The organism is Rouxiella silvae (genome assembly GCF_002093625.1).
Taxonomy (GTDB): domain Bacteria; phylum Pseudomonadota; class Gammaproteobacteria; order Enterobacterales; family Enterobacteriaceae; genus Rouxiella; species Rouxiella silvae.
Genome location: NZ_MRWD01000007.1, coordinates 25,122 through 46,565, shown reverse-complemented (window position 1 = coordinate 46,565; position 21,444 = coordinate 25,122). Strand labels below are relative to the sequence as shown.

Sequence of the window (21,444 nt, the reverse complement as noted above, 5' to 3'; positions counted from 1 at the left end):
TATCGGGAACATCAGCGCGGAGTAGAGAGAGAAATGATTTTTTGCAGCAGGCGAGCATAAAAAAGGCGGCCAAGGCCGCCTTTTCATTATGACTTAAACCACCGGACAGGCTATTACAGCAGGTCGGCGATCATTTTTTCAAGTTTGCCCTGATCGATAGCAAACTTGCGAATGCCGTCGGCCAGTTTGTCGATAGCCATTGGATCCTGGCTGTGGTCCCAGTAGAACTGTGCTTCGGTCAAACGAGCCGGGCGGGCTTTCACTTCACCGCTGTAAGACAGTTTACGTTCGAGGGTGCCTTCGCTCTCTTTCAGCTCTTTTAACAGAGCCGGTCCGATGGTCAGACGGTCACAGCCGGCCAGCTCGATGATTTCGTCGATATTACGGAAGCTTGCGCCCATAACAACGGTTTCATAACCGTGCTGTTTGTAGTATTCGTAGATTTCGGTAACCGAAACAACGCCCGGATCTTCGCTTGGCGCGAACTCTTTTTTATCACCGTTGGCTTTGTACCAATCGAGAATACGGCCAACAAATGGAGAGATCAGGTAAGCACCGGCTTCAGCACAGGCACGAGCCTGAGCGAAGGAGAACAGCAGAGTCAGGTTACAGTTGATGCCTTCTTTTTCCAGAACTTCAGCGGCGCGGATACCCTGCCAGGTTGAAGCCAGTTTAATCAGAATGCGATCGTTGCTGATGCCTGCATCGTTGTATAGTTTGATCAAGCGATGAGCTTTCTCGATGCTGGCTTCGGTGTCGTAGGACAGACGAGCGTCAACTTCGGTAGAAATGCGGCCTGGGACCAGCTTGAGGATCTCGAGACCGATATTTACCGCCAGCTTGTCAGCGGTGTCTATAATCTGTTGGTCGCGGTCGCTGCTCTGGTCACGTGCCCATGCAATGGCTTCGTCGATCAGTTTACGGTACTCAGGAATTTGAGCCGCGTTCAAGATCAGTGAAGGGTTGGTGGTTGCATCTTGAGGCTGATACAACTTGATTGCCGCGATATCACCAGTGTCTGCAACTACTTTGGTCAGTTCGCGTAGAGAAGTAAGTTTATCGGTCATTATGGCATATCTCATCGTTTGTAGATTATCGTTGAGGCATTTTCATGCCTTGCCTTGTCTTGATGATAACATGCGCGAAGACATCCGCAAGGCAGTTATGGCGGTCATTATTTAAAGGGTTAAAAGAGCCGTTTTTGCACAAAAACAAGGCAAAAAATGAAGGATTCGCCATGCATTTTTCAGGGATAAAGGATTTAAATGGCCAGTTTGCTTAACTTTTTGGACGATATTCTGTGGGAATCAATACTTATCTACTTCCTGCTGGGATACGGACTCTACCTCACTCTGCGTACCCGCTTTATACAGTTCAGGCGCTGGCCGGAAATGTTCACCAGTTTAAAGCGTGACGCTGCTGCCGACTCGCGCGGCATTTCTGCCTGGCAGGCGCTGGCGGTGACGCTATCGGGGCGTATTGGTATCGGCAGTCTGACCGGCGTAGCAATGGCGCTCACCGCGGGCGGTCCTGGCGCAATATTCTGGATGTGGGCGATAACCCTGCTGGGATTGCCGATGTCATTGGTTGAAAACACCTTGGCACAAATCTTCAAAACGACAGATCAGCAGCGGCATTTTCGCGGTGGCCCCTCGGAATACATGAGCCGCGGACTCGGCATGCGCTGGATGGGCGTATTGTTCTCCCTGCTAATGATAGTCACCGTTGGATTAATATTTAATGCGCTACAGGCACAGGCAGTAACGCACGCACTTTCCCGAGCTTATCAATTTACCCCGTGGCATATTGCGATGGGGTTGGCGCTGCTTTTTAGCCTGGTTATTTTTCGCGGTCTCAAGGCGATAGTGTGTATTTCGGTGTGGTTGGCCCCGTTGATGACAATAAGTTATCTCGTGCTTGCTCTGTGGGTGATCGGGGGACACTTTCATCAGCTGCCCGCTGTTTTTCTGCTTATCTTCCGATCTGCATTCGGGCTACAGGAGTTTGCCGCTGGTGCCTTTGGCTATGGGGTGACTCTTGCCATGACGCAGGGCATTCAGCAGGGGCTGTTCTCCAACGAAGCGGGGGCGGGATCAACACCACACGTCAGTGCTTTGGCTTCAATGCGGCACCCGGCCAGCGCCGGTTTTTCGCAGATGCTGGGCGTGCTCATTGACACGTTTTTAGTTTGCAGCACTACCGCCATTATTATCATCTCCTCAGGCTTGTTGGATTCGCCTACGAACAGCACCAGCGGCATTAACATACTTGAGCTGGCGGTGACGATAAGCGTTGGCCAGGTCGGCCCGCAGTTGGTGGCAATGTTTGTGCTGGTATTTGGTTTCACCACCATGATTGCCAACTACATGTACGCGGAAAATAATCTGGTGTTTTTACAACGTGGCAACACACAATTCATACCGATGTTGCGCTTACTGATGATAGTCATGATGCTGGGCGGATGCCTCATAAGCACGCCGCTGCTGGTGCAAACGGCCAGTATTTCACTGGCGGTCCTCACTATTATTAATTTGACCGCGCTGTTGCTGCTTACCGGTCTGGCGCTTCGGGTGGTAAAAGACTATGAGCGTCAGCGAGTGATGGGCAAGACCCCGGTGTTTAATCCGGATCACTTCCCCGAGCTGAAAGGTCAGCTTCAGGCGGATGTTTGGAAAGACCATGAAAAATAAAAATCGCTGAACGTCTTACGGCGGGGCCTATTGCTATGATTTACCTTCTTCGCCCCGCATACGGTTATTTTTTGATAAAGTAGTGCCGATATTTTTCTTCAATTCCCTGCTGAATTTCTGCGCAGACTAAACGGACGCCCTTATGCTGACCATTATTTCTCCAGCCAAAACACTCGATTTTGAAAGTGAGCTCGCCACCAAACGCTTTACTCAACCGGAATTATTGGATAAATCCAGTCAGCTCATTGGCATTGCAAAAAAACTGACACCGGCAGAGATCTCAAGCCTGATGGGAATTAGCGACAAGCTTGCACACCTCAACGCCGAGCGCTTTAACGACTGGCAGCCGGACTTCACTGCGGACAATGCACGTCAGGCTATTTTGGCCTTCAAAGGCGACGTTTATACCGGTTTGCAGGCGGAAAATTTCAGCGAAAAAGATTTCGATTTTGCCCAGAAACACCTGCGCATGCTCTCGGGGCTTTACGGCCTGCTGCGCCCGCTGGACCTGATGCAGCCTTATCGTCTGGAGATGGGCATTCGTCTGAAGAATCCTCAGGGGACCAATCTGTATGCATTTTGGGGTGATTTGCTGACTGAGAAATTGAACGTCATCCTTAAGGAGCAGGGAGATAATATTCTTGTTAACCTGGCGTCTGACGAATATTTCAAAGCGGTGAAGCCCGCCAAGCTTGAGGGTGAAATTATCAAGCCGGTGTTCCTCGACGAGAAAAACGGCAATTACAAAGTCATCAGCTTCTATGCCAAAAAGGCGCGCGGGCTGATGAGTCGCTTTATCATCAAAGAGCGTCTAACCCAGGCTAAACAATTGAAAGATTTCTCGCTTGAGGGATACCAGTTTGACGCCGCACGTTCAGAAGGCAATGAGCTAGTGTTTACGCGGGCAGAGCCGAAGTCACTGCGAGGGAAATGAGGAAGATTAAGATGACCGCTCCCCTGTGCTGACCTTCCCCCAAAGGGGAAGGGATCTGTCCTGCAACATTGAAGGGTAAAGATCCCTCCCCCGCGTTTTATCGCGAGGGAGGTCAGGAGGGGGCAATCACAGAACTTACTCTGGCAGCGCCATCAGGAATTTACGCATTTCGCTGAAGTCATCAGGCAGGTTGTGCGACAACAGCGGCAGGTCAGCACGATCGGCCAACTCTTTTGGCAATGGCAGATCCTGACCCAAAATTGCGTCTACACTTTCCTTGAATTTTGCCGGGTGCGCCGTGCCGATGAACAGACCAAACTCCCCTTCTTTCAACTGATCGCGCAGCGCGCGATAGGCAATCGCCGCGTGTGGCTCAGAGATATAGCCGATATCGGCCAGCTCGCGCATGGCGTCTTCTGTTGTCTCGTCGCTGACGGCCGCATAGCCCAAATCTTTCAACTGCCAGATCTTGCGGCGATACAATTCTTCAACGCGCGGCCAGTTATTGGGCTGGCTGACGTCCATCGCATTCGACAGCGTGGCGACGGTTTTATTTGGCGTCCACTCACCGTTGCTCAGGAAACGAGGTACGGTGTCGTTGGCATTGGTCGCGGCAATGAAACGCTTAATAGGCAGGCCCAAAGACTTGGCCAGCAGGCCCGCAGTCAGGTCGCCAAAGTTGCCGCTAGGCACTGAAACCACTAACTGGTTACGCGCTTCCTGCGGCAGCTGTGCTACGGCTTCGAAGTAGTAGCAAATCTGTGCCAACAGGCGGCTGATGTTGATCGAGTTAGCCGAGTTCAGGTGCAATGCGACCTTAAGCTCTTCATCGTCAAACGCCTGTTTGACCAGCGCCTGACAAGCATCGAAATCGCCGTCGATAGCCACGGTGTGAATATTGTCACCGAGAGTACAGAAAAGTTTTTCCTGTAGTGGGCTGATTTTGCCGCGCGGATAAAGGATGACCACGCGCACGTTTTTCAGACCGTGGAAGGCGTGCGCCACTGCCGCGCCGGTATCACCGGAAGTTGCAGTCAAAATCGTTACTGGCTGATCACCCGACACTTCGGTGAGGATCTGTGCCATAAAACGGCCGCCGAAATCTTTGAAAGCCAGCGTTGGGCCGTGGAACAGCTCCAGGCAGGCTACGTCGTCGCTCACTTTTGCCACGGGTGCCGGGAATGCGAAGGCGTTTTTAACGCGTTGATACAGCTGCTCCTCGGGAATTTCGTCACCGATAAAAGCGGAGAGAATGCGGCTGCTGCGGGTAACAAAGTCCAGTTCGAGCAACCGGTCGATTTCGGTCAGCTCAAACTCAGGCAGATCCAGCGGAAAAAACAGTCCTTGTTGCTTGCCCAGCCCCTGCTTCACCGCTTGTGCGAAGCTGACCTGCTCGTTGTGATCCTTCAGGTTATACAGTTTCATCGATTATCCCAATAGTCTCGCGCCTGCGGTATCCAGGCGACAAATATGAACAAAACCTTCGTCATTTTGCAGATAGTGATTCTGCAACCAATCAGCCATACGTTTCGCCGTCTCGCCGTCGTTGCACACAGCGAACAGCGTTGGACCTGACCCTGAAATTCCGCAGGCCAGCGCACCAATTTCTTCGGCAGCCTCGCGCGCCTGAGCAAAGCCAGGCAGCAAACGGGTGCGGTAAGGTTCGGCTATTACGTCTTTCATCAATTTAACCGCCAATTCTGGCTGCTGCGTATGGCAGGCGTGAACAAAGCCCGCCAAATAGCGACCGTGAGCAATGCAGTCCTGACGGCGGTACTGTGCCGGCAAGATAGCGCGCGCTTCGGCGGTAGAAACCTTGATACCTGGATACGCCATGACCCAGAGCCATTCGTCAAAGCACGGCACGTCCTGAGAGATGATACCCAGCTCTTCAAGCATCAACTGCAGCCCGCCGAGGTAGCAAGGCGCTACGTTGTCATAGTGCACGCTGCCCGAAATGCGCCCTTCCAGCTCGCCCATCAGCTCCAGCATTTTGCTGTCGCTGAGCGCGTTGCCGTTAAATTCATTCATTGCCATCAAACCGGCAACCACGGAACAGGCGCTTGAGCCTAAACCTGAGCCGATCGGCATGTTCTTCTCGAGCGTCATCGCCACCGGAATTTCTTTGCCCACTTCCTGACAGTAACGCTGCCAGCACTGGTAAACAATGTTCTCTTCCATCTTGTCCGGCAGCTTGGAAACAAAGCGCCCTTCATTTTTGAGACTAAACGCTGACGCCGCCTCAACGGTAACGCAGTCGCCCAGCAGCGAACCATCCACCGGAGAAACTGCCGCACCCAGCACATCAAAACCCACGCTTACGTTACCAATTGATGCCGGGGCATATACCTTAACCATATTAAACTCCTAACTTCCATGACAGCGTTCGCAAAAGATCGGCAAATACGCCAGCAGCAGTAACATCGTTACCCGCACCGTAGCCGCGCAAAACTAAAGGAATCGGTTGATAGTAGCGGCTGTAGAACGCCAGCGCATTCTCGCCATTTTTCACTTTATACAGCGGATCGTTACCGTCGACGGCGACGATTTTCACGCTGCAACGCCCTTCATCAATGGCACCCACGTAGCGCAATACTTTACCTTCGGCGGCGGCGTCTGCCACGCGCTGCGAAAATTCGGCGTCAAGTTCAGGCAGACGCGAGAGGAAGGCATTCACATCACCGCTGGCGTCAAAGGATACCGGCAGAACTGACTCGACTTCAATGTCAGAAAGCTCAAGTTTGTAACCGGCCTCACGCGCCAAAATAAGCAGTTTGCGCGCCACGTCCATACCCGACAGATCATCACGCGGATCCGGCTCGGTAAAGCCGCTTTCACGTGCCGCCAGCGTTGCCGTAGAGAGAGAAACACCCTCATCCAGCTTGCCAAAAATCTGCGACAAGGAACCCGACAGTATTCCGGTAAAACGCACTAGCTCATCACCGGCATTAAGCAGGTTTTGCAAATTCTCAATCACCGGCAGGCCTGCGCCAACATTCGTGTCGTACAGGAATTTTCGACGAGAACTCGCGGCGGCCTTGCGCAGTTGATAGTAGTAATTCATCGACGAGGTGTTGGCGCGTTTATTCGGCGTCACCACGTGGAAACCGTCGGTCAGCAGGTCGGCATACTGATTGGCAATCGCCTCATTGGAAGTACAGTCCACCACCACCGGATTAAGCAGATGATATTCTTTAACCAAACGGATCAGACGGCCGATATTGAACGGCTCTTTGGCAGCACCCAGCTCATCACGCCAGCTTTCCAGCGCAATGCCGTGCACATTAGTCAGCATCGCCCGGGAGTTGGCGATGCCGCACACGCGTAAATCTATATGCTTGGCTTTAAGCCAAGCCTGCTGACGCCGAATTTGCTCAATCAGCGCGCCACCCACGCCGCCCACACCAATCAGGAATACCTCAATGACCTGGTCGGTGTTAAACAGCATCTGATGGCTTACACGCACGCCCATTGTGGCGTCGTCATTACTGACCACCACCGAAATTGAACGCTCGGAAGAGCCTTGTGCAATCGCGACGATGTTGATATTAGCGCGAGCAAGCGCGGAGAAAAACTTGGCAGAGATGCCGCGTAGCGTCCGCATTCCATCACCGACCACGGAAATTACGGCCAGTTTTTCAGTAACGTCCAGCGGTTCAAGCAGGCCGTCTTTCAACTCAAGATAGAATTCATCTTCCAGCGCTTTCCGGGCGCGAATCAGCTCAGCCTGCGGTACGCAGAAGCTGATGCTGTATTCCGAAGAGGATTGAGTGATCAACACCACTGAAATTCCCGAGCGCGACATTACCGCAAACACGCGGGCGGCCATGCCAATCATACCCTTCATCCCTGGGCCGGAAACGTTGACCATCGCCATGTTATTCAGATTAGTAATGCCCTTCACCGGCATGCTCTTATCTTCCAACTCGCTGCCTGCGCTGTTGCTGCCAATAAGCGTGCCCGGTGCCTGCGGATTGGAGGTGTTTTTAATTAGGCACGGGATCTGGAATTGAGCAATTGGGGTAATGGTGCGCGGGTGCAATACTTTTGCGCCGAAGTAGGAAAGCTCCATCGCCTCCTGATAGGACATTGACTTGAGCAGGCGAGCATCTGGCACGATGCGTGGGTCGCAGGTGTAAACACCGTCGACATCGGTCCAGATTTCACAGCAGTCGGCACGCAGACAGGCAGCCAACACCGCAGCTGAGTAGTCAGAACCGTTACGGCCTAGTACGACCAATTCGCCTTTGTCATTTCCGGCGGTGAAACCGGCCATCAGGACGATATCACTGGCAGGAATATTGCTGGCGGCAATGCGTGCGGTAGACTCATTGATGTCGACGGTTGATTCAAGATAGTGGCCAACGGCAAGCAGTTTTTCGACCGGATTGATCACGGTCACGCCAAAGCCTTTGGCTTTAAAAACGGCTTCCATGATGGCAATAGAGAGTTTTTCACCGCGGCAGATGATGCTGGCGTTAACGCTGTCAGGACACTGTCCCAACAGCGCCACCCCGTGTAAAAGTTGCTTGAGCTGACCAAACTCCTGCTCGACGAACGTTTTGACGGCGGGCAGGTCGAATCCTGGCTGCGCATCGGCAAGGCCAGAAATCAAATCGGCAAAAATGCGCTCTGCATCGCTCATGTTCGGCAGGATGTCCTGCCCGGCAACGGTTTTTTCGATCATCGCGACCAGATGATTGGTAATTTTAGCCGGGGCTGACAACACCGTAGCAACCTGTCCCTGACTTGCGTTGCTCTCCATGATTTCTGCAACCCGCAGGAAGCGTTCGGCATTTGCTACTGAAGTCCCGCCAAATTTCAACACTCGCATTTCTGGATTCTCCTACTCTCTTATCGAGCAATATTTACAAGGGAATGTAGCCTAAAAAAAAAGCCCGCACTGTTTAGGTGCGGGCTTTTTTCTGTTTTTCCTGTACGCGTCAGCCCGCCCCGTTACCGATGGTAATGGTGGTGGTAATAATTGTTGTGTTCAGGCTGATGTGTCGCATTTGTTTTTGTGTTCGTCTTATTCGTTTTTACTCTGTCTGCCCTATTAGCTAAAGCATCAGGCACCGTAAGTCAATTTTTTTCTCGATTCTGGCCTGTTTCGCCAATCTTTCACGGCAGCGATTTACACCATGTTTTCACGACTTATTTAGATAATATAACCAAAATCATGCGTAAAGGTTAGACAAAACACCGTCCAACTCGCCAAAAGCGTCCTGCCTCAGCGGTCGATTTTTTTTTCAATATCGTGCAGCAAAGTGTGCAGCATCGCCGCGTCTCGCTGTTCGAGAACGCCCAACCTTTGATGCAGCCAGTCGGCTAATTTCTGGTCATTATGGGCATCAAGATTGACCAGTAAACGCGACACTCTCGCACGCAGTGCTTCAAGCTGACCCGCTTCGGCCTGAACCGGCCGTTTCTGCACTAACTGATGTAAAGAAGAGAGCTGATAGCAGAACACCATCACCGCCTGACCCAAATTCAAAGAAGGATAGTCAGCCACCATCGGAACGCCGGTCAGCAGGTCGGCCAGCTCAAGCTCCTCATTGGTCAGCCCAGAGTCTTCACGGCCAAACACCAGCGCCACGTTGTTCACCCAACTCTGGCGCTCGACTAGCTGGCTTTCAAGCTCCTGCGGCGTGCAGTAATAATGAAACTTGGCGCGGCTGCGGGCGGTGGTCGCGACGGTAAAATCGATATCGGCCAGCGCGTCGCTAAGGGTGGCAAAATGCAGGGCATTTTGCAAAATTTCGCCTGAGCCGTGCGCAACCCAACCGGCTTCCGGTTGCAAATGCGCCTGGCTTTCAACGATGCGCAGGGAGGTAAAACCCATGGTTTTCATTGCCCGCGCCGCAGCCCCCACATTTTCAGGCCGTGCTGGTGAGACAAGAATAATATGAACCTGCATGAGCTACCTCTAAAAAATGACGATAAAAGACGACCGCCAAGCCGCCATCGAGATCTATTTTTGGCCACGGACAATCGGGATGACCAGAATTATAATTCACATCCGTTTAACAGTCTCTGAATATGTCAGTGCCCGTTTTGCGGCAAAAAGCCCTCATGATTGTAATCAGACAATGAATAGCATCCTACTCATCAATGGTCATTAATAGGGGTTAATAATCAAAGTGATAAGTAAATTTGTACTATTTGTTAACTTTTTTGAAACTTAAAGTTATTTAACTATCAAATATTTTTTAATAAACAGCAAAATGTAAGTATCAGGTGCCGGATTTTAAGTATTTTTCACCTTTCTGTTACCGTGCTACAATTGAAATTGATATATGTCAACAAAGCGTAGTTTTGTTGAGTGGTAGTTTCGGTACTCGCTGTTATATTGCTGTTAATAGGGTTAGGATATGCGCCGCTCATGGTACCAACGGGACTGCAGGAAGTGATATCCCAACTGAGCAGGCGATGTTATTGCCGTTGATGGAAAGTGTACCAAGAACGCGTTTACGTACATTAGTCATGTGAAGAGTGAAACTGGACAATAAAAAAGTAAAATTGTTCGATATAACAAAGACTTCTGTACTCCTATTTTCTATTTGTTGGCAATCTTAGGTAGCAAAAATGCAGACCCCCCAAATTCTTATCGTCGAAGACGAGTTAGTAACACGCAATACTTTAAAAAGTATTTTTGAGGCAGAAGGCTACGACGTTTTCGAAGCCAACGACGGTGCTGAAATGCATCACATCCTGTCCGAGAACAACATTAACCTGGTCGTGATGGACATCAATCTGCCAGGCAAAAATGGCCTGCTGCTGGCGCGTGAACTGCGCGAGCAGGCGAATGTCGCCCTGATGTTCCTGACCGGACGCGACAACGAAGTCGACAAGATCCTCGGCCTGGAAATCGGCGCCGACGATTACATGACCAAGCCGTTCAACCCACGTGAACTCACCATTCGTGCGCGTAACCTGTTGACGCGTACCATGAATCTGAGCCCGGTTGGTGAAGAGCGCCGTCTGGTTGAAAGCTATCGCTTCAATGGCTGGGAGCTGGACATCAACAGCCGTTCACTGGTCAGCCCTACCGGTGAACAGTACAAGTTGCCCCGTAGCGAATTCCGCGCCATGCTGCACTTCTGTGAAAACCCGGGTAAAATTCAGACCCGCGGTGACTTGCTCAAGAAAATGACTGGCCGTGAGCTTAAACCCCATGACCGTACCGTCGATGTCACCATCCGTCGCATTCGCAAGCATTTCGAAGCCACGCCGGATACGCCAGAAATCATTGCAACTATCCACGGTGAAGGCTATCGCTTCTGCGGCGATCTGCAAGAGTAATTGCAGCCCCGAAGCAGGCTTGAGTTATCGAGCCACTGCTCACCAAGTAAAAATGAATCGTTAACACACGGGTTGCCAACCGGTCTGTAACTGTAAGAAAGGCCAGCGAAAGCTGGCCTTGTTCATTCTACGAAATTAGCGAGTAGACCATGGAATAATTGGCACCGCGCTGATGGCATTCTTAGGCGAACCATCCACAACTTTATCGGAATAGCTCAAATAAACCAGTGCGTTGCGTTTCGGGTCATAAAAACGTACTACCTGCAATTTCTTGAAAATAAGTGATGTTCTTTGCTTGAAGACGACGGTCCCTTTGTCGCCGTTTTTCTTGATATCGTCAGAGACGTCAACCGGCCCAATCTGTTGGCAAGAAATAGCAGCATCAGACGTATCTTCAGCCAATCCCAGTCCACCTTTAATTCCACCGGTTTTCGCCCGACTGATATAACAGGTTACATTTTTGACGTCAGGATCGTCGAAGGCTTCGACCACAATTTTATGATCCGGACCAAACAGTTTGAACACCGTATCGACGGAACCAATCTGCTCGGCCTGAGCCACACTGGAACACAGAGACAACATACCTAGAACAAAAATTAAACACTTTTTCATTGAGTTACCCCAAGTCCTTTTATTGATGAATAGACCAATCGTACCACTGTAACAGCTTGCGCAAGCTCACAAAGTTAAAATCAAAGAGCCATATTTTCTTCAATATCGCACAGTAAGCTAAAAAATATCTGCGAGTTTTACTGTTAAAAAATTGCTATCATGCACGGGTTCACAACACTACGCGCCAATATTAGTTCAACGAGGATGATCTATGGATCAAGCAGGAATCATTCGTGATCTTCTCAGCTGGTTAGAAACACATTTGGACCAGCCGTTATCACTCGACAACGTTGCAGCAAAAGCAGGCTATTCGAAATGGCACCTGCAACGGATGTTCAAGGATGTCACGAATAATGCTATCGGTGCTTACATTCGGGCTCGCAGGCTTTCAAAAGCTGCTGTAGCACTGCGTCTGACCAGTCGGCCAATTCTTGATATTGCCCTGCAATACCGTTTTGACTCGCAGCAGACTTTCACCCGGGCTTTCAAAAAACAATTCGCACAAACTCCGGCACTGTATCGTCGTTCAGAAGATTGGCACTCCTTCGGGATCTGTCCGCCAATCCGTTTAGGCGCTTTCATTCTGCCGCAGCCAGAGTATCTGTCGCTGCCAGAGAAGCATCTGATAGGCGTGACGCAGAGCTATTCTTGCACCCTGGAACAAATTACGACCTACCGCAATGAGATGCGCACGCACTTCTGGCGTCAATATATCGGTGAGTCATCGGCACTGCCGCCGCTGTTGTACGGTCTGCATCATTCACGACCGAGCCAGGAAAAAGATGACGAACAGGAAGTCATGTACACCACCGCCATTGAGCCAAGCCATTTGACCGAGAATATGCAGGAAGGTCAGGAAATTGTGCTTAATGAAGGAGAGTACGCGCTGTTCCGCTTCAAAGGCTCACCGGAAGCACTGCAGGAGTTTATTTTAACCCTGTACACCACCTGTTTGCCGATGCTGAAACTCACTCGCCGCAAAGGTCAGGACATTGAGCGTTTCCACCCCACGCGTAAAGTGATGGGTTCAGAGCCGCCAAAAGAGCTGGACTGCGATTATCTCATCCCAATCCGCCGTTAACCTCTAATCAGACGCGACAGGATGTATGATTCCTGCCTGCGCCTGCTTAGTGTAGCGTTGCCCTACTGAAACCGACGCTTTTATTCACGTGGTTACCGCTGAAGTTCGTCTAATGCGGGCTGCTCAAGATGTGCGACATCGCCCGCCGTTTCAACGATCCATCCCGATGCCAGCCAGGCACTTTGCTGGTGATCCACGCGAGAAATTGAGCAGTTACGCAAACGCAAACGACGCTCGGCATAGGCCGGTAATCCTAAAATAGTGCTAATAAGGCAACCCAGCGCAATGCCGTGACTCACCAGCAGCGGCTTGCTGCCCTCAGGCAGGTTAAGGCAGCTTTCCAGCGCCTCACGCATGCGTGCCGCCAGCTCGTTCATGGTTTCACCTTGGGGAATACGCCCCTCTGGCGTACCGTCAACCATCTGCTTGCGCCATAGCTCTTCTTCAGGGTTCAATCCGTCAAGGTTGCGGGTTTCCAGCACGCCCATGTGCAGCTCACGCAGGCGCGGGTCGGTAATGACCTTGCAACCACAGGCGTCGGCGATAATTTCTGCCGTGCGTTTAGTACGCCCCAGATCGCTGGCTATCACATGTGTGATACCCTCGTTGCGCACTCTCTCGGCAACTTGTTGTGCCTGAAAGATCCCTTTTTCAGTTAATGGACTGTCGGACTGCCCTTGAATTCGGCGTGCGGCATTCCATTCAGTTTCGCCATGACGGACGAGATATACCTGTAACATGAGTGTTTTCCGTTATACTGCGTGAAATAAGCTTAAGGACAATGAAATCTATGTATCACGTTATCGCTGCTACCACTAACCCGGCAAAAATTAACGCAATTGCCATGGCTTTTGAAGATATCTTTGGTGCCGACACCTTTCGTATTGAAGGCATTGACGTCGACAGCGGCGTACCTGAGCAACCTATCGGCAACATTGAAACCCGCACCGGCGCAAGACATCGCGTCATCAGCGCCCGCCAGGTTCGTCCTGAAGCGGACTTTTGGGTAGGCATAGAGGCCGGTATCGAAGACAACATGACTTTCGCCTGGATGGTGATTGAAAATATGCACCAGCGCGGCGAATCTCGCTCAGCGAGTCTCATGTTGCCTGAAATTATATTACAAGAGATCAATCAAGGGAGTGAATTGGGCGACGAAATGGAAAAACTCTCGGGAATTGCCGAAGTAAAACGTAAAGGCGGCGCTATCGGGATTTTTACCGCGGGTAAACTGACGCGTACCAGCGTATATCATCAGGCTCTGGTGCTCGCCCTGTCACCCTTTCATAATGCCATTTACCAGACTCGCTCACAGACACACTAACGGCGCGAAGCCGGTGCTTAAGGCAGTGTCTCGCCGTCCGTAGAATCTAGCAACTGCGCTGCCAACCAGGCCTTTAGCTCTGGCGGCGCGGATTTTAAACCGTTAGAGCCGCGGGTTATCGTTGCTATACCTGCCCCCAACTGATTTTTGAGCTCCCGCTGGCTCAACTCCCCCTTCATCAACTCCTCGATAATTCTCAGTCGCGTTCCCAGCGCCGTGCGTTCATCAGGCGTCAGAAAAAGCTGTAGCAGAGAATAGTGCAGATTTTCAGCAAAAGATTGCTGTAGCAATGCCATAAAGGATTGCCAGTCTTCATTGCCTTGTTGAGAAAGAGCCGGGTCGTTTAAAGAAATTTGTGCCATCAATGCGCTGCCATACTATTGAACTAGTACAGCAGCATATCATATTGATGCAAAGATCAATAACGCCTCTGCCACTCCGCATCCGTTAAGATTTTGGCTGGCTGATGTAAAAAGTAGCGATAAAACGCATCATATGCTAACACATTTTTAACATATCGGCGAGTTTCCGAGAAAGGAATACTCTCCACAAACGCCACGGCATCAACCTGTCCCTGTGTATTACCCAGCCAGGTATTCACTCGCGACGGGCCTGCATTGTAGGCTGCACTCGACAGAATCCGGTTGCGGCCAAACATCTGATAAACGTATTCCAAATAACCGGTACCGATGGTGATATTGGTTTGTGGATCAAAAAGTTGACTGCTGTTGGTATAGCCCGGAATGGCGTTCATTTGTACCGTATGCTGGGCCGTAGCCGGCATTAACTGCATCAGCCCAGAAGCACCGACCGGCGAACGCGCCTGTGGGTTCCATGCGCTTTCCTGACGCGCGATGGCCATCGCATAGCTCTGGGTTATCCCTTTATTTTCAGTTGCCTGGCGGAACTCAGACGACCAGGCCAGAGGGAAACGCTCCTGCAATGAGTCCCACAGTTTTCCCGCAATAGTGGCCTGCACGCTAAGCTCGGGCCAACCTTTTTCAAAGGCATAGCGGGCTAACGCTTCCTGCTGCGACCTGCTGCGACTCAGCACCAGATAGGTCCATTCCGTTCTCGCCAGATTGTCCATGTTCCAATACATCAATTCGCGAACGCGAACCACTTCTGCAAGCTTGCCTAAGCTGGCGTCCGGCTTTGGCGCCACGTCGATAGTCAAGGGATAAGCAACGTTAAGCTTCTGCGCCGCGGCCATCGGATAGAACCCGCGGCCCTGCATCAAGGTGCGTAAAATACTTTCCGCTTCGGCGCGTTTACCCTGATCCATGAGAACTGAAGCGTGCCAGTAGCGCCATTCATCTTCCTGCATCGCGTCGGCGGGCAGCTGCTGCATCCAGCGCGCCAGCCCTTTTCTGTCACCACTGGCCAGCGACATACGAATTCGGCGCTCAACCAACGAGGTGGAGTGACTGCGTAAAATTACGTTATCGCGCCAGGCGGCCTGCTCCGGCGTGGCATCGTTGCCCATATAACGCCAGGCGACAGCCTCTTCCAGCGCAAGACGGTCGCTGTCGTCCATCTTTTGCAAACGAGCAAGCACTGGCAGCATTGAGCGGGCATTTTCAACGTCAGTACTGACCACACGAGAAAAGGCGATCGTCACGGCGTTGCGGGTGAAATCGGTCGGCCCCACGGTGCGGGCAAAGCTTTCAATACTGCTAGGATCGTTCTGCAGTTTGACCAACGCATCGCTCATTGTCTGATAATCCGGCGGCAGCTGTTTGGCCAGATAGTTGACCAAGTTGGTATTGCCGGCTTTCATCGCCAGCCCAATACGTTGCAGCGTAGTCAATGCAGTTTGGTTTCCAGCCTGCTGCCAGACGGTGAACAGTTTATCGCACGAGGTGGGCAGCGAGGTGCCGGTCAGCCAGATATCTTTGGCACCCTCAAAGGCAACCTGCTGCTGGCCGGTGGACCATTTGGCGAAATAGTAGTTACAGCGTGCAGCAACCGGCTTGGGTGCCTGTGGGCTAAAGGCCAATAGCCCCTGCCAGTCCTGTCGGTTTGCCAGTTCGTTAACAAAACGCGCAGGTAAAGAGCGTGCCGGAGGCAGCGTTGGATTTGCCTGAACAAACGCCGTCACCTGCTGCGGTGTCGCTGTCGCAATGTTCTGCGTAAGCTGGCGATATTCCAGATACGGATATAAAGGGTAGTCGGTCAGTGTGGGCATCAATTGACTGACCACGTCTAACTGATTCGCATCCCAGGCCTGTTTAATCTGCGTATAACGCTGACGTTGGGCATCCAGAGAGTCAGCCTTGGCCGCTCCGGTTGCCGTGGTTAACAACAGTCCTACTGCAAGAAATCGCCACTTGTCCGCCTTGACCATACTTACCTTTATCCCCGCTGATTGTGTTGCTACTGCTTACTCAAAAGCCAGGCTTTGAGGGCAAAACTGCCCAGCCGCCATTGATAGACACTGCATACGCTAATCTATTCACCGCGATAAATGAAGAAATGCCCTTCCGGCGTCACAAACTTTACACAGTTTGAAGAACTCAGCATCATTTTACTTCCTCTGGCGAACACCCCCGCCCATTGCGGTTCGCCGTTGTCATCTTGCAAAACGGGCCTTGTACTTAAGAACGGGCTTCGACAATACCACAACCTGGCGCAGATCTATTTGGCGTTGGGGGGTGAGAGTTAGGCTGAAACACGCTAAACTTCGCAGTCGGAACATATCTCAGTCATGCCGCAGTCAGGCGGGGCTGGCTCTAATCCGCCGGTACGTGCGCAGTGTCAACCTGACCTGCTGACTGCGACCGGCCTGCAAGCAAGAGGCTCAAAACAACGTGGCTCAATACGTATACAGCATGCATCGCCTTGGCAAAGTCGTTCCGCCAAAGCGTCATATTCTGAAAAACATCTCACTCAGCTTCTTCCCGGGTGCCAAAATCGGCGTACTCGGCCTGAACGGGTCAGGTAAATCAACCCTGCTGCGCATTATGGCCGGCATCGATACCGATATTGAAGGTGAAGCTCGCCCACAGCCGGGTTTGAAAATCGGCTATCTGCCGCAGGAACCCCAGCTGAATCTGGAGCAGACCGTTCGCGAGTCCGTCGAAGAGGCCGTAGCGGAAGTTGTGGGTGCGTTGAAACGTCTTGATGAAGTGTATGCACTCTATGCCGATCCGGATGCCGATTTTGACAAGCTGGCGGCCGAACAGGGCAAGCTGGAAGAGATAATTCAGGCACATGACGGCCACAACCTTAATGCTCAGCTCGAACGCGCCGCTGATGCACTCCGCCTGCCTGAGTGGGATGCGAAAATTGCGACCCTTTCAGGTGGTGAGCGCCGCCGCGTGGCCCTGTGCCGCCTGCTGCTCGAAAAGCCCGAAATGCTGCTGCTCGACGAACCGACCAACCACTTGGACGCCGAATCTGTGGCGTGGCTCGAGCGCTTCCTGCACGACTTCGAAGGCACCGTTGTGGCCATTACCCACGACCGTTACTTCCTCGACAACGTGGCAGGCTGGATCCTTGAGCTTGACCGCGGCGAAGGCATTCCTTGGGAAGGCAACTACTCCTCTTGGCTTGAGCAGAAAGACGAACGTCTGGCACAAGAAGCGTCATCTGAAGCGGCCCGTCGTAAATCAATCGAAAAAGAGCTGGAGTGGGTTCGTAAAGGCGCCAAAGGCCAACAGTCCAAAGGTAAGGCACGCCTGTCTCGCTTTGAAGAACTGAACAACACCGAATACCAGAAACGTAACGAAACCAACGAACTGTTTATTCCACCGGGCCCACGCCTGGGCGATAAAGTCGTTGAGGTCAACAACCTGAGCAAGTCTTACGGTGACCGCGTTCTGATAGACGACCTGTCCTTCTCGGTGCCAAAAGGCGCGATTGTTGGCATCATCGGTCCAAACGGCGCGGGTAAATCGACCCTGTTCCGCATGATGTCAGGTCAGGAACAGCCTAACGGCGGCAACATCGAACTAGGTGAGACCGTAGTACTGGCCTCTGTCGATCAGTTCCGTGACTCAATGGACAACAGCAAAACCGTGTGGGAAGAAGTCTCGGGCGGTCAAGACATCATGCGCATCGGCACCACTGAAATGCCAAGCCGCGCCTATGTCGGCCGCTTTAACTTCAAAGGCGTCGATCAGGGCAAGCGCGTAGGCGAGCTGTCCGGGGGTGAGCGTGGTCGTTTACATCTGGCAAAACTGTTGCAAGTTGGCGGCAACATGCTGCTGCTCGATGAACCAACCAATGACCTCGACATCGAGACCCTGCGCGCGCTTGAAAACGCCCTACTGGAGTTCCCGGGCTGTGCGATGGTCATTTCCCATGACCGTTGGTTCCTCGACCGTATCGCCACCCACATCCTCGACTATCAGGATGAAGGTAAAGTTGAATTCTTCGAAGGTAACTTTACCGAGTACGAAGAGTACAAAAAGCGTACGCTGGGTGCAGACGCGCTGGAACCACGCCGTATCAAGTACAAGAAAATTTCCAAATAATCTTGTTGAACTCATCGTGGCAGATGTCAAAAAACCCGGGCTTTCGCAGCTCGGGTTTTTTATTGTCTGCACTTTTTACAGTAGCGCATTGTAGCGTTCGGCAAAGGCGTATTCGTTCAGCATAAAATCAATAAAGCAGGCCAACGCCGGGGAGTTCAGTTTACGGCTGGGATAAACGAGATACAGTGAATTACTTTCGGCTTCCCAATCTGGCAATACGCGCACCAGTTGCCCACTCCTGACTTCTTCTCGGCACATAAAAGACGGCAGCAGTGTAATGCCAGCACCGGCTATCGCGCATTCTCGCGCGTAGAGAAGATTATCGGTATGGTGGGCGGGAGGAAGCACCCAGCGATGATAGACATCGCCACGGCGCAAAACCCACTCCTTCCAGGCCTGATGACCAATACACCGATGCACTTCAAGCTGCTGTGGCACAGTGAGCGGCGGGTGCTCGGCCAAATAAGCCGGTGCAGCCAACAGATAACGCGGACCCTCACCGAGTGAACGGCCAATGAGCGAAGAGTCTTGAGGTTTACCGCTGCGCAGTGCGACGTCAAAACCTTCCTGCACCAAATCAATCAGTTGATCAGAAACGGAAACTTCAAGTGAAACATCGGGATAGCGTTTTGAGAACTCGGCATTCATGCGCGCCAACAGCGTAGCGCCTAACCCCGCGGGACTGGTTATGCGCAGGCGGCCGCTGGGATTGTCTCTCAGGCGCAAAATAGCCTGTTCGGCCCGCTCGCTGGCCTGGAGCATCTCCTGGCAGTGCACCAGATAGCGCTCGCCTGCAAAGGTCAGATTTAGCTGCCGAGTGGTTCTGTTAAGTAAGCGGATCCCCAAATTTTGCTCCAGCTGACTCACCCTTTGACTGACGCTGGACTTCGGCAAGCCCGCGCGCTTTGCCGCCGTGGTAAAGCTGCCCGTTTCGGCCACCAGCGCAAACAGCGCCATATCCTGCAGTTGCTTAAACACGATTGTTCACCTCAGCCGAACACTTTGTTAATTATTGTCCATCTTATCAGCTTGGCTCACTGGGACTACACTGGTGTTATTGAATTAAACCTATCCACCCTAATTGGAGTAACAAGATGAGCATCAAGGCAATTGCCGTTGACCCAAAGAATGTAAAACAGTTTATCGCCATCGAACTGCCGCAGCCTGACGTGGGTAAGAACGATCTGCTGGTTGAGGTTAAAGCAGTTTCAATCAATCCGGTGGACACCAAAGTGCATCAGGGTGCGGTTAAAAACGGTTTGCAGGCCCCAAAAGTGTTGGGCTGGGATGCGAGCGGCGTCGTGAAAACCGTCGGCAGCAGCGTTAGCGGGTTCAGCGTGGGTGATGAAGTGTGGTACGCCGGTGACATTACTAGGCCAGGCAGCAACGCGAGTCAGCAGCTGATTGATTACCGCATCGTGGCAAAAAAGCCTAAAACCCTGAATTGGGCAGAAGCGGCTGCCATGCCGTTAACCGCCCTTACTGCCTGGGAAGGTCTGTTTGAACACCTGAGGATCCAGGACGGTGGCGCTGATAAAACGTTGTTGATCATCGGCGGCGCAGGTGGCGTAGGCTCGCTGGCGATCCCTTTCGCCGCACAGCGTAGCAAGGTTAAAATTATCGCCACTGCATCGCGTCCCGAATCTGCCCAGTGGTGCATTGAGCGCGGCGCGGCGCTGACCGTAAACTATAAAGACTTGGTCGGCGAGCTTGAAAAGCAAGGCATCAAACAGGTGGATTACATTTTCTGTCTCAATGATACCGACGGCCACTGGGACGCGATTGGCAAACTGATCGCGCCATTGGGGAAAATTTGTACCATCGTTGAAAATGCCGAGCCGCTGGACCAAAACCAGCTTAAGTTGAAAAGCGCTTCGCTGCATTGGGAATTTATGTTTACCCGCAGTATGTACACCACCGCAGACATTGCCGAGCAGGGTAACATTCTGACTCAGGTTGCCGAGTTGGTTGATGCTGGAAAAGTGAAGACTACGCTAACAGAAACGCTTGCAGGGCTGACCCCTGAAAACATTCAGGCTGCGCATGACAGAGTGCTCGACGGACACATGCAGGGCAAGGTAGTGGTTGCTTTCTAACGCTTCGCTTGATTTAAAAGGGCCGCCCAGCGGCCCTTTTTTGATCTGTATTCACGGCTACACTCGTGAGTTTTCTCACAAAATATCGGCAAAAAAAGGATAAAAAATCCACATTCCTAACTGAGGTCACAGAGAAAAAGTTAATTCTAGGCAAAAATAAAGTTAACCGATCAGTGATAATAAAGGGGACTGTTAATGGATACAAAAAAGGTCGCGGTTATTCTCTCCGGCTGTGGCGTCTATGACGGTGCCGATGTTCACGAAGTGGTCCTCACTTTACTTGCACTTGAGAGCGGCCAAGCTTCTTATCAATGCTTTGCACCGGATATTGCACACCATCACGTGATCAATCACATCACCGGGGAAATTTCTCATCAGGAAAGAAACGTGCTGTTTGAGTCTGCGAGAATAGTGCGCGGCGAGGTTAAAGCCATTACCGAGTGTCATTCACGCGATTTTGATGCCGTGATTGTGCTCGGCGGTGCCGGTGTGGCCATCAACCTGTCTGACTTTGCCTTTAAAGGCCCTGACGTTGATATCAATAGTCCCACCCTTGAAGTGCTCAACAGCTTCAAAAATGAGAATAAGCCAGCGGGCTATCTGTCCATTGCGCCCGTATTGTTGCCGCTGATTTATGGCGAAGACGTGGAGCTGACCATTGGTAACGATGCGGACACTGTCGCTATTTTAGAAAGCATGGGTGCGGTGCACAGGCTGGCGTCCTTTGACGAAACCGTCGTAGACGTAAAAAATAATCTGGTAACAAGTCCGGCTTATATGGTGGCGACCAGTTTACTGGAAGCAAAAGCCGGAATTGATAAGCTGGTAAAAGAGGTGTTATCAATGAGCATTAGCCGCAGGTCCTATTTTCTGCACGCCGTGGGATAAATAGATCATTAATTTGAAAAGAATAGCGGGCTGACAATA

The 21,444-nt window shown here is 51.7% G+C and carries 19 protein-coding genes and 1 other annotated feature; of the genes, 8 read left to right on the top strand and 11 right to left on the bottom strand.

The window, feature by feature from the left end:
• Positions 1-113: 113 nt before the first annotated feature.
• Positions 114-1,067, bottom strand: a complete 954-nt coding sequence (tal, locus tag BS639_RS04435) for a transaldolase (RefSeq protein ID WP_055774722.1) — start codon at positions 1,065-1,067, stop codon at positions 114-116.
• A gap of 198 nt (positions 1,068-1,265) precedes the next feature.
• Here tal and BS639_RS04430 point away from each other — a divergent pair, with 198 nt between their 5' ends.
• Positions 1,266-2,690 carry an alanine/glycine:cation symporter family protein gene (locus tag BS639_RS04430; protein ID WP_084982352.1) on the top strand — a complete coding sequence of 475 codons (1,425 nt, stop codon included), beginning with the start codon at positions 1,266-1,268 and terminating at the stop codon, positions 2,688-2,690.
• Between the two features lie 142 nt (positions 2,691-2,832).
• Positions 2,833-3,624, top strand: coding sequence for a peroxide stress protein YaaA (gene yaaA, locus BS639_RS04425; protein WP_084982351.1), 792 nt, complete (start codon positions 2,833-2,835; stop codon positions 3,622-3,624).
• Positions 3,625-3,759: 135 nt separating this feature from the next.
• Here yaaA and thrC read toward each other — a convergent pair whose 3' ends face one another.
• From thrC to BS639_RS04400, 5 genes are all read right to left on the bottom strand, one after another.
• A complete protein-coding gene (gene thrC / locus BS639_RS04420; protein ID WP_055774713.1) occupies positions 3,760-5,049 on the bottom strand; it encodes a threonine synthase in 1,290 nt (429 codons plus the stop codon).
• 3 nt (positions 5,050-5,052) lie between these two features.
• A complete protein-coding gene (gene thrB, locus BS639_RS04415) occupies positions 5,053-5,982 on the bottom strand; it encodes a homoserine kinase (protein ID WP_055774710.1) in 930 nt (309 codons plus the stop codon).
• A 1-nt stretch (position 5,983) separates the two neighbouring features.
• Entirely contained in the window at positions 5,984-8,458 is a 2,475-nt protein-coding gene (gene thrA / locus BS639_RS04410; RefSeq protein ID WP_084982350.1) for a bifunctional aspartate kinase/homoserine dehydrogenase I, read from the bottom strand.
• A 53-nt stretch (positions 8,459-8,511) separates the two neighbouring features.
• Positions 8,512-8,629, bottom strand: a sequence feature (Thr leader region).
• The gene (thrL, locus tag BS639_RS04405; RefSeq protein WP_072045096.1) at positions 8,568-8,636 is read right to left on the bottom strand and encodes a thr operon leader peptide; all 69 of its coding nucleotides are present in this window, start codon (positions 8,634-8,636) and stop codon (positions 8,568-8,570) included. Its footprint overlaps the feature before it by 62 nt.
• A 218-nt stretch (positions 8,637-8,854) precedes the next feature.
• The gene (locus BS639_RS04400) at positions 8,855-9,541 is read right to left on the bottom strand and encodes a tRNA/rRNA methyltransferase (protein WP_084982349.1); all 687 of its coding nucleotides are present in this window, start codon (positions 9,539-9,541) and stop codon (positions 8,855-8,857) included.
• A gap of 668 nt (positions 9,542-10,209) precedes the next feature.
• Here BS639_RS04400 and arcA point away from each other — a divergent pair.
• Positions 10,210-10,926: a two-component system response regulator ArcA gene (gene arcA / locus BS639_RS04395; protein WP_055774702.1), complete on the top strand. Its 717-nt coding sequence runs from the start codon at positions 10,210-10,212 to the stop codon at positions 10,924-10,926.
• 135 nt (positions 10,927-11,061) lie between these two features.
• Here the strand turns inward: arcA and creA are convergent, their stop codons facing one another.
• Positions 11,062-11,538 carry a protein CreA gene (gene creA / locus BS639_RS04390; protein ID WP_055774699.1) on the bottom strand — a complete coding sequence of 159 codons (477 nt, stop codon included), beginning with the start codon at positions 11,536-11,538 and terminating at the stop codon, positions 11,062-11,064.
• A gap of 211 nt (positions 11,539-11,749) precedes the next feature.
• On the opposite strand from creA, the gene robA reads away from it, so the two are divergent.
• The gene (robA, locus tag BS639_RS04385) at positions 11,750-12,619 is read left to right on the top strand and encodes an MDR efflux pump AcrAB transcriptional activator RobA (RefSeq protein WP_055774696.1); all 870 of its coding nucleotides are present in this window, start codon (positions 11,750-11,752) and stop codon (positions 12,617-12,619) included.
• 92 nt (positions 12,620-12,711) lie between these two features.
• On the opposite strand, the gene gpmB is transcribed toward robA, so the two are convergent.
• Positions 12,712-13,359: a 2,3-diphosphoglycerate-dependent phosphoglycerate mutase GpmB gene (gene gpmB, locus BS639_RS04380; protein WP_055774694.1), complete on the bottom strand. Its 648-nt coding sequence runs from the start codon at positions 13,357-13,359 to the stop codon at positions 12,712-12,714.
• Positions 13,360-13,409: 50 nt separating this feature from the next.
• On the opposite strand from gpmB, the gene yjjX reads away from it, so the two are divergent.
• Positions 13,410-13,943, top strand: coding sequence for an inosine/xanthosine triphosphatase (gene yjjX / locus BS639_RS04375; protein WP_055774692.1), 534 nt, complete (start codon positions 13,410-13,412; stop codon positions 13,941-13,943).
• Between the two features lie 17 nt (positions 13,944-13,960).
• Here yjjX and trpR read toward each other — a convergent pair whose 3' ends face one another.
• Together trpR and sltY are read right to left on the bottom strand one after the other, a co-directional pair.
• A complete protein-coding gene (gene trpR / locus BS639_RS04370; protein ID WP_084982348.1) occupies positions 13,961-14,305 on the bottom strand; it encodes a trp operon repressor in 345 nt (114 codons plus the stop codon).
• Positions 14,306-14,361: 56 nt separating this feature from the next.
• Complete coding sequence (gene sltY / locus BS639_RS04365) at positions 14,362-16,290, bottom strand: murein transglycosylase (RefSeq protein ID WP_084982347.1); 1,929 nt, start codon at positions 16,288-16,290, stop codon at positions 14,362-14,364.
• Positions 16,291-16,753: 463 nt separating this feature from the next.
• Between sltY and ettA the strand changes: the two genes are divergently transcribed.
• Positions 16,754-18,421, top strand: coding sequence for an energy-dependent translational throttle protein EttA (gene ettA / locus BS639_RS04360; RefSeq protein ID WP_072156422.1), 1,668 nt, complete (start codon positions 16,754-16,756; stop codon positions 18,419-18,421).
• A 75-nt stretch (positions 18,422-18,496) separates the two neighbouring features.
• Here the strand turns inward: ettA and BS639_RS04355 are convergent, their stop codons facing one another.
• Positions 18,497-19,399, bottom strand: coding sequence for a LysR family transcriptional regulator (locus BS639_RS04355; protein WP_084982346.1), 903 nt, complete (start codon positions 19,397-19,399; stop codon positions 18,497-18,499).
• Between the two features lie 116 nt (positions 19,400-19,515).
• Here BS639_RS04355 and BS639_RS04350 point away from each other — a divergent pair, with 116 nt between their 5' ends.
• Positions 19,516-20,517: a zinc-binding alcohol dehydrogenase family protein gene (locus BS639_RS04350; protein ID WP_055774670.1), complete on the top strand. Its 1,002-nt coding sequence runs from the start codon at positions 19,516-19,518 to the stop codon at positions 20,515-20,517.
• A gap of 195 nt (positions 20,518-20,712) precedes the next feature.
• On the top strand, positions 20,713-21,405 hold the full coding sequence (gene elbB, locus BS639_RS04345; RefSeq protein ID WP_084982345.1) for an isoprenoid biosynthesis glyoxalase ElbB: 693 nt from the start codon (positions 20,713-20,715) through the stop codon (positions 21,403-21,405).
• The last annotated feature ends 39 nt before the right edge of the window (positions 21,406-21,444 follow it).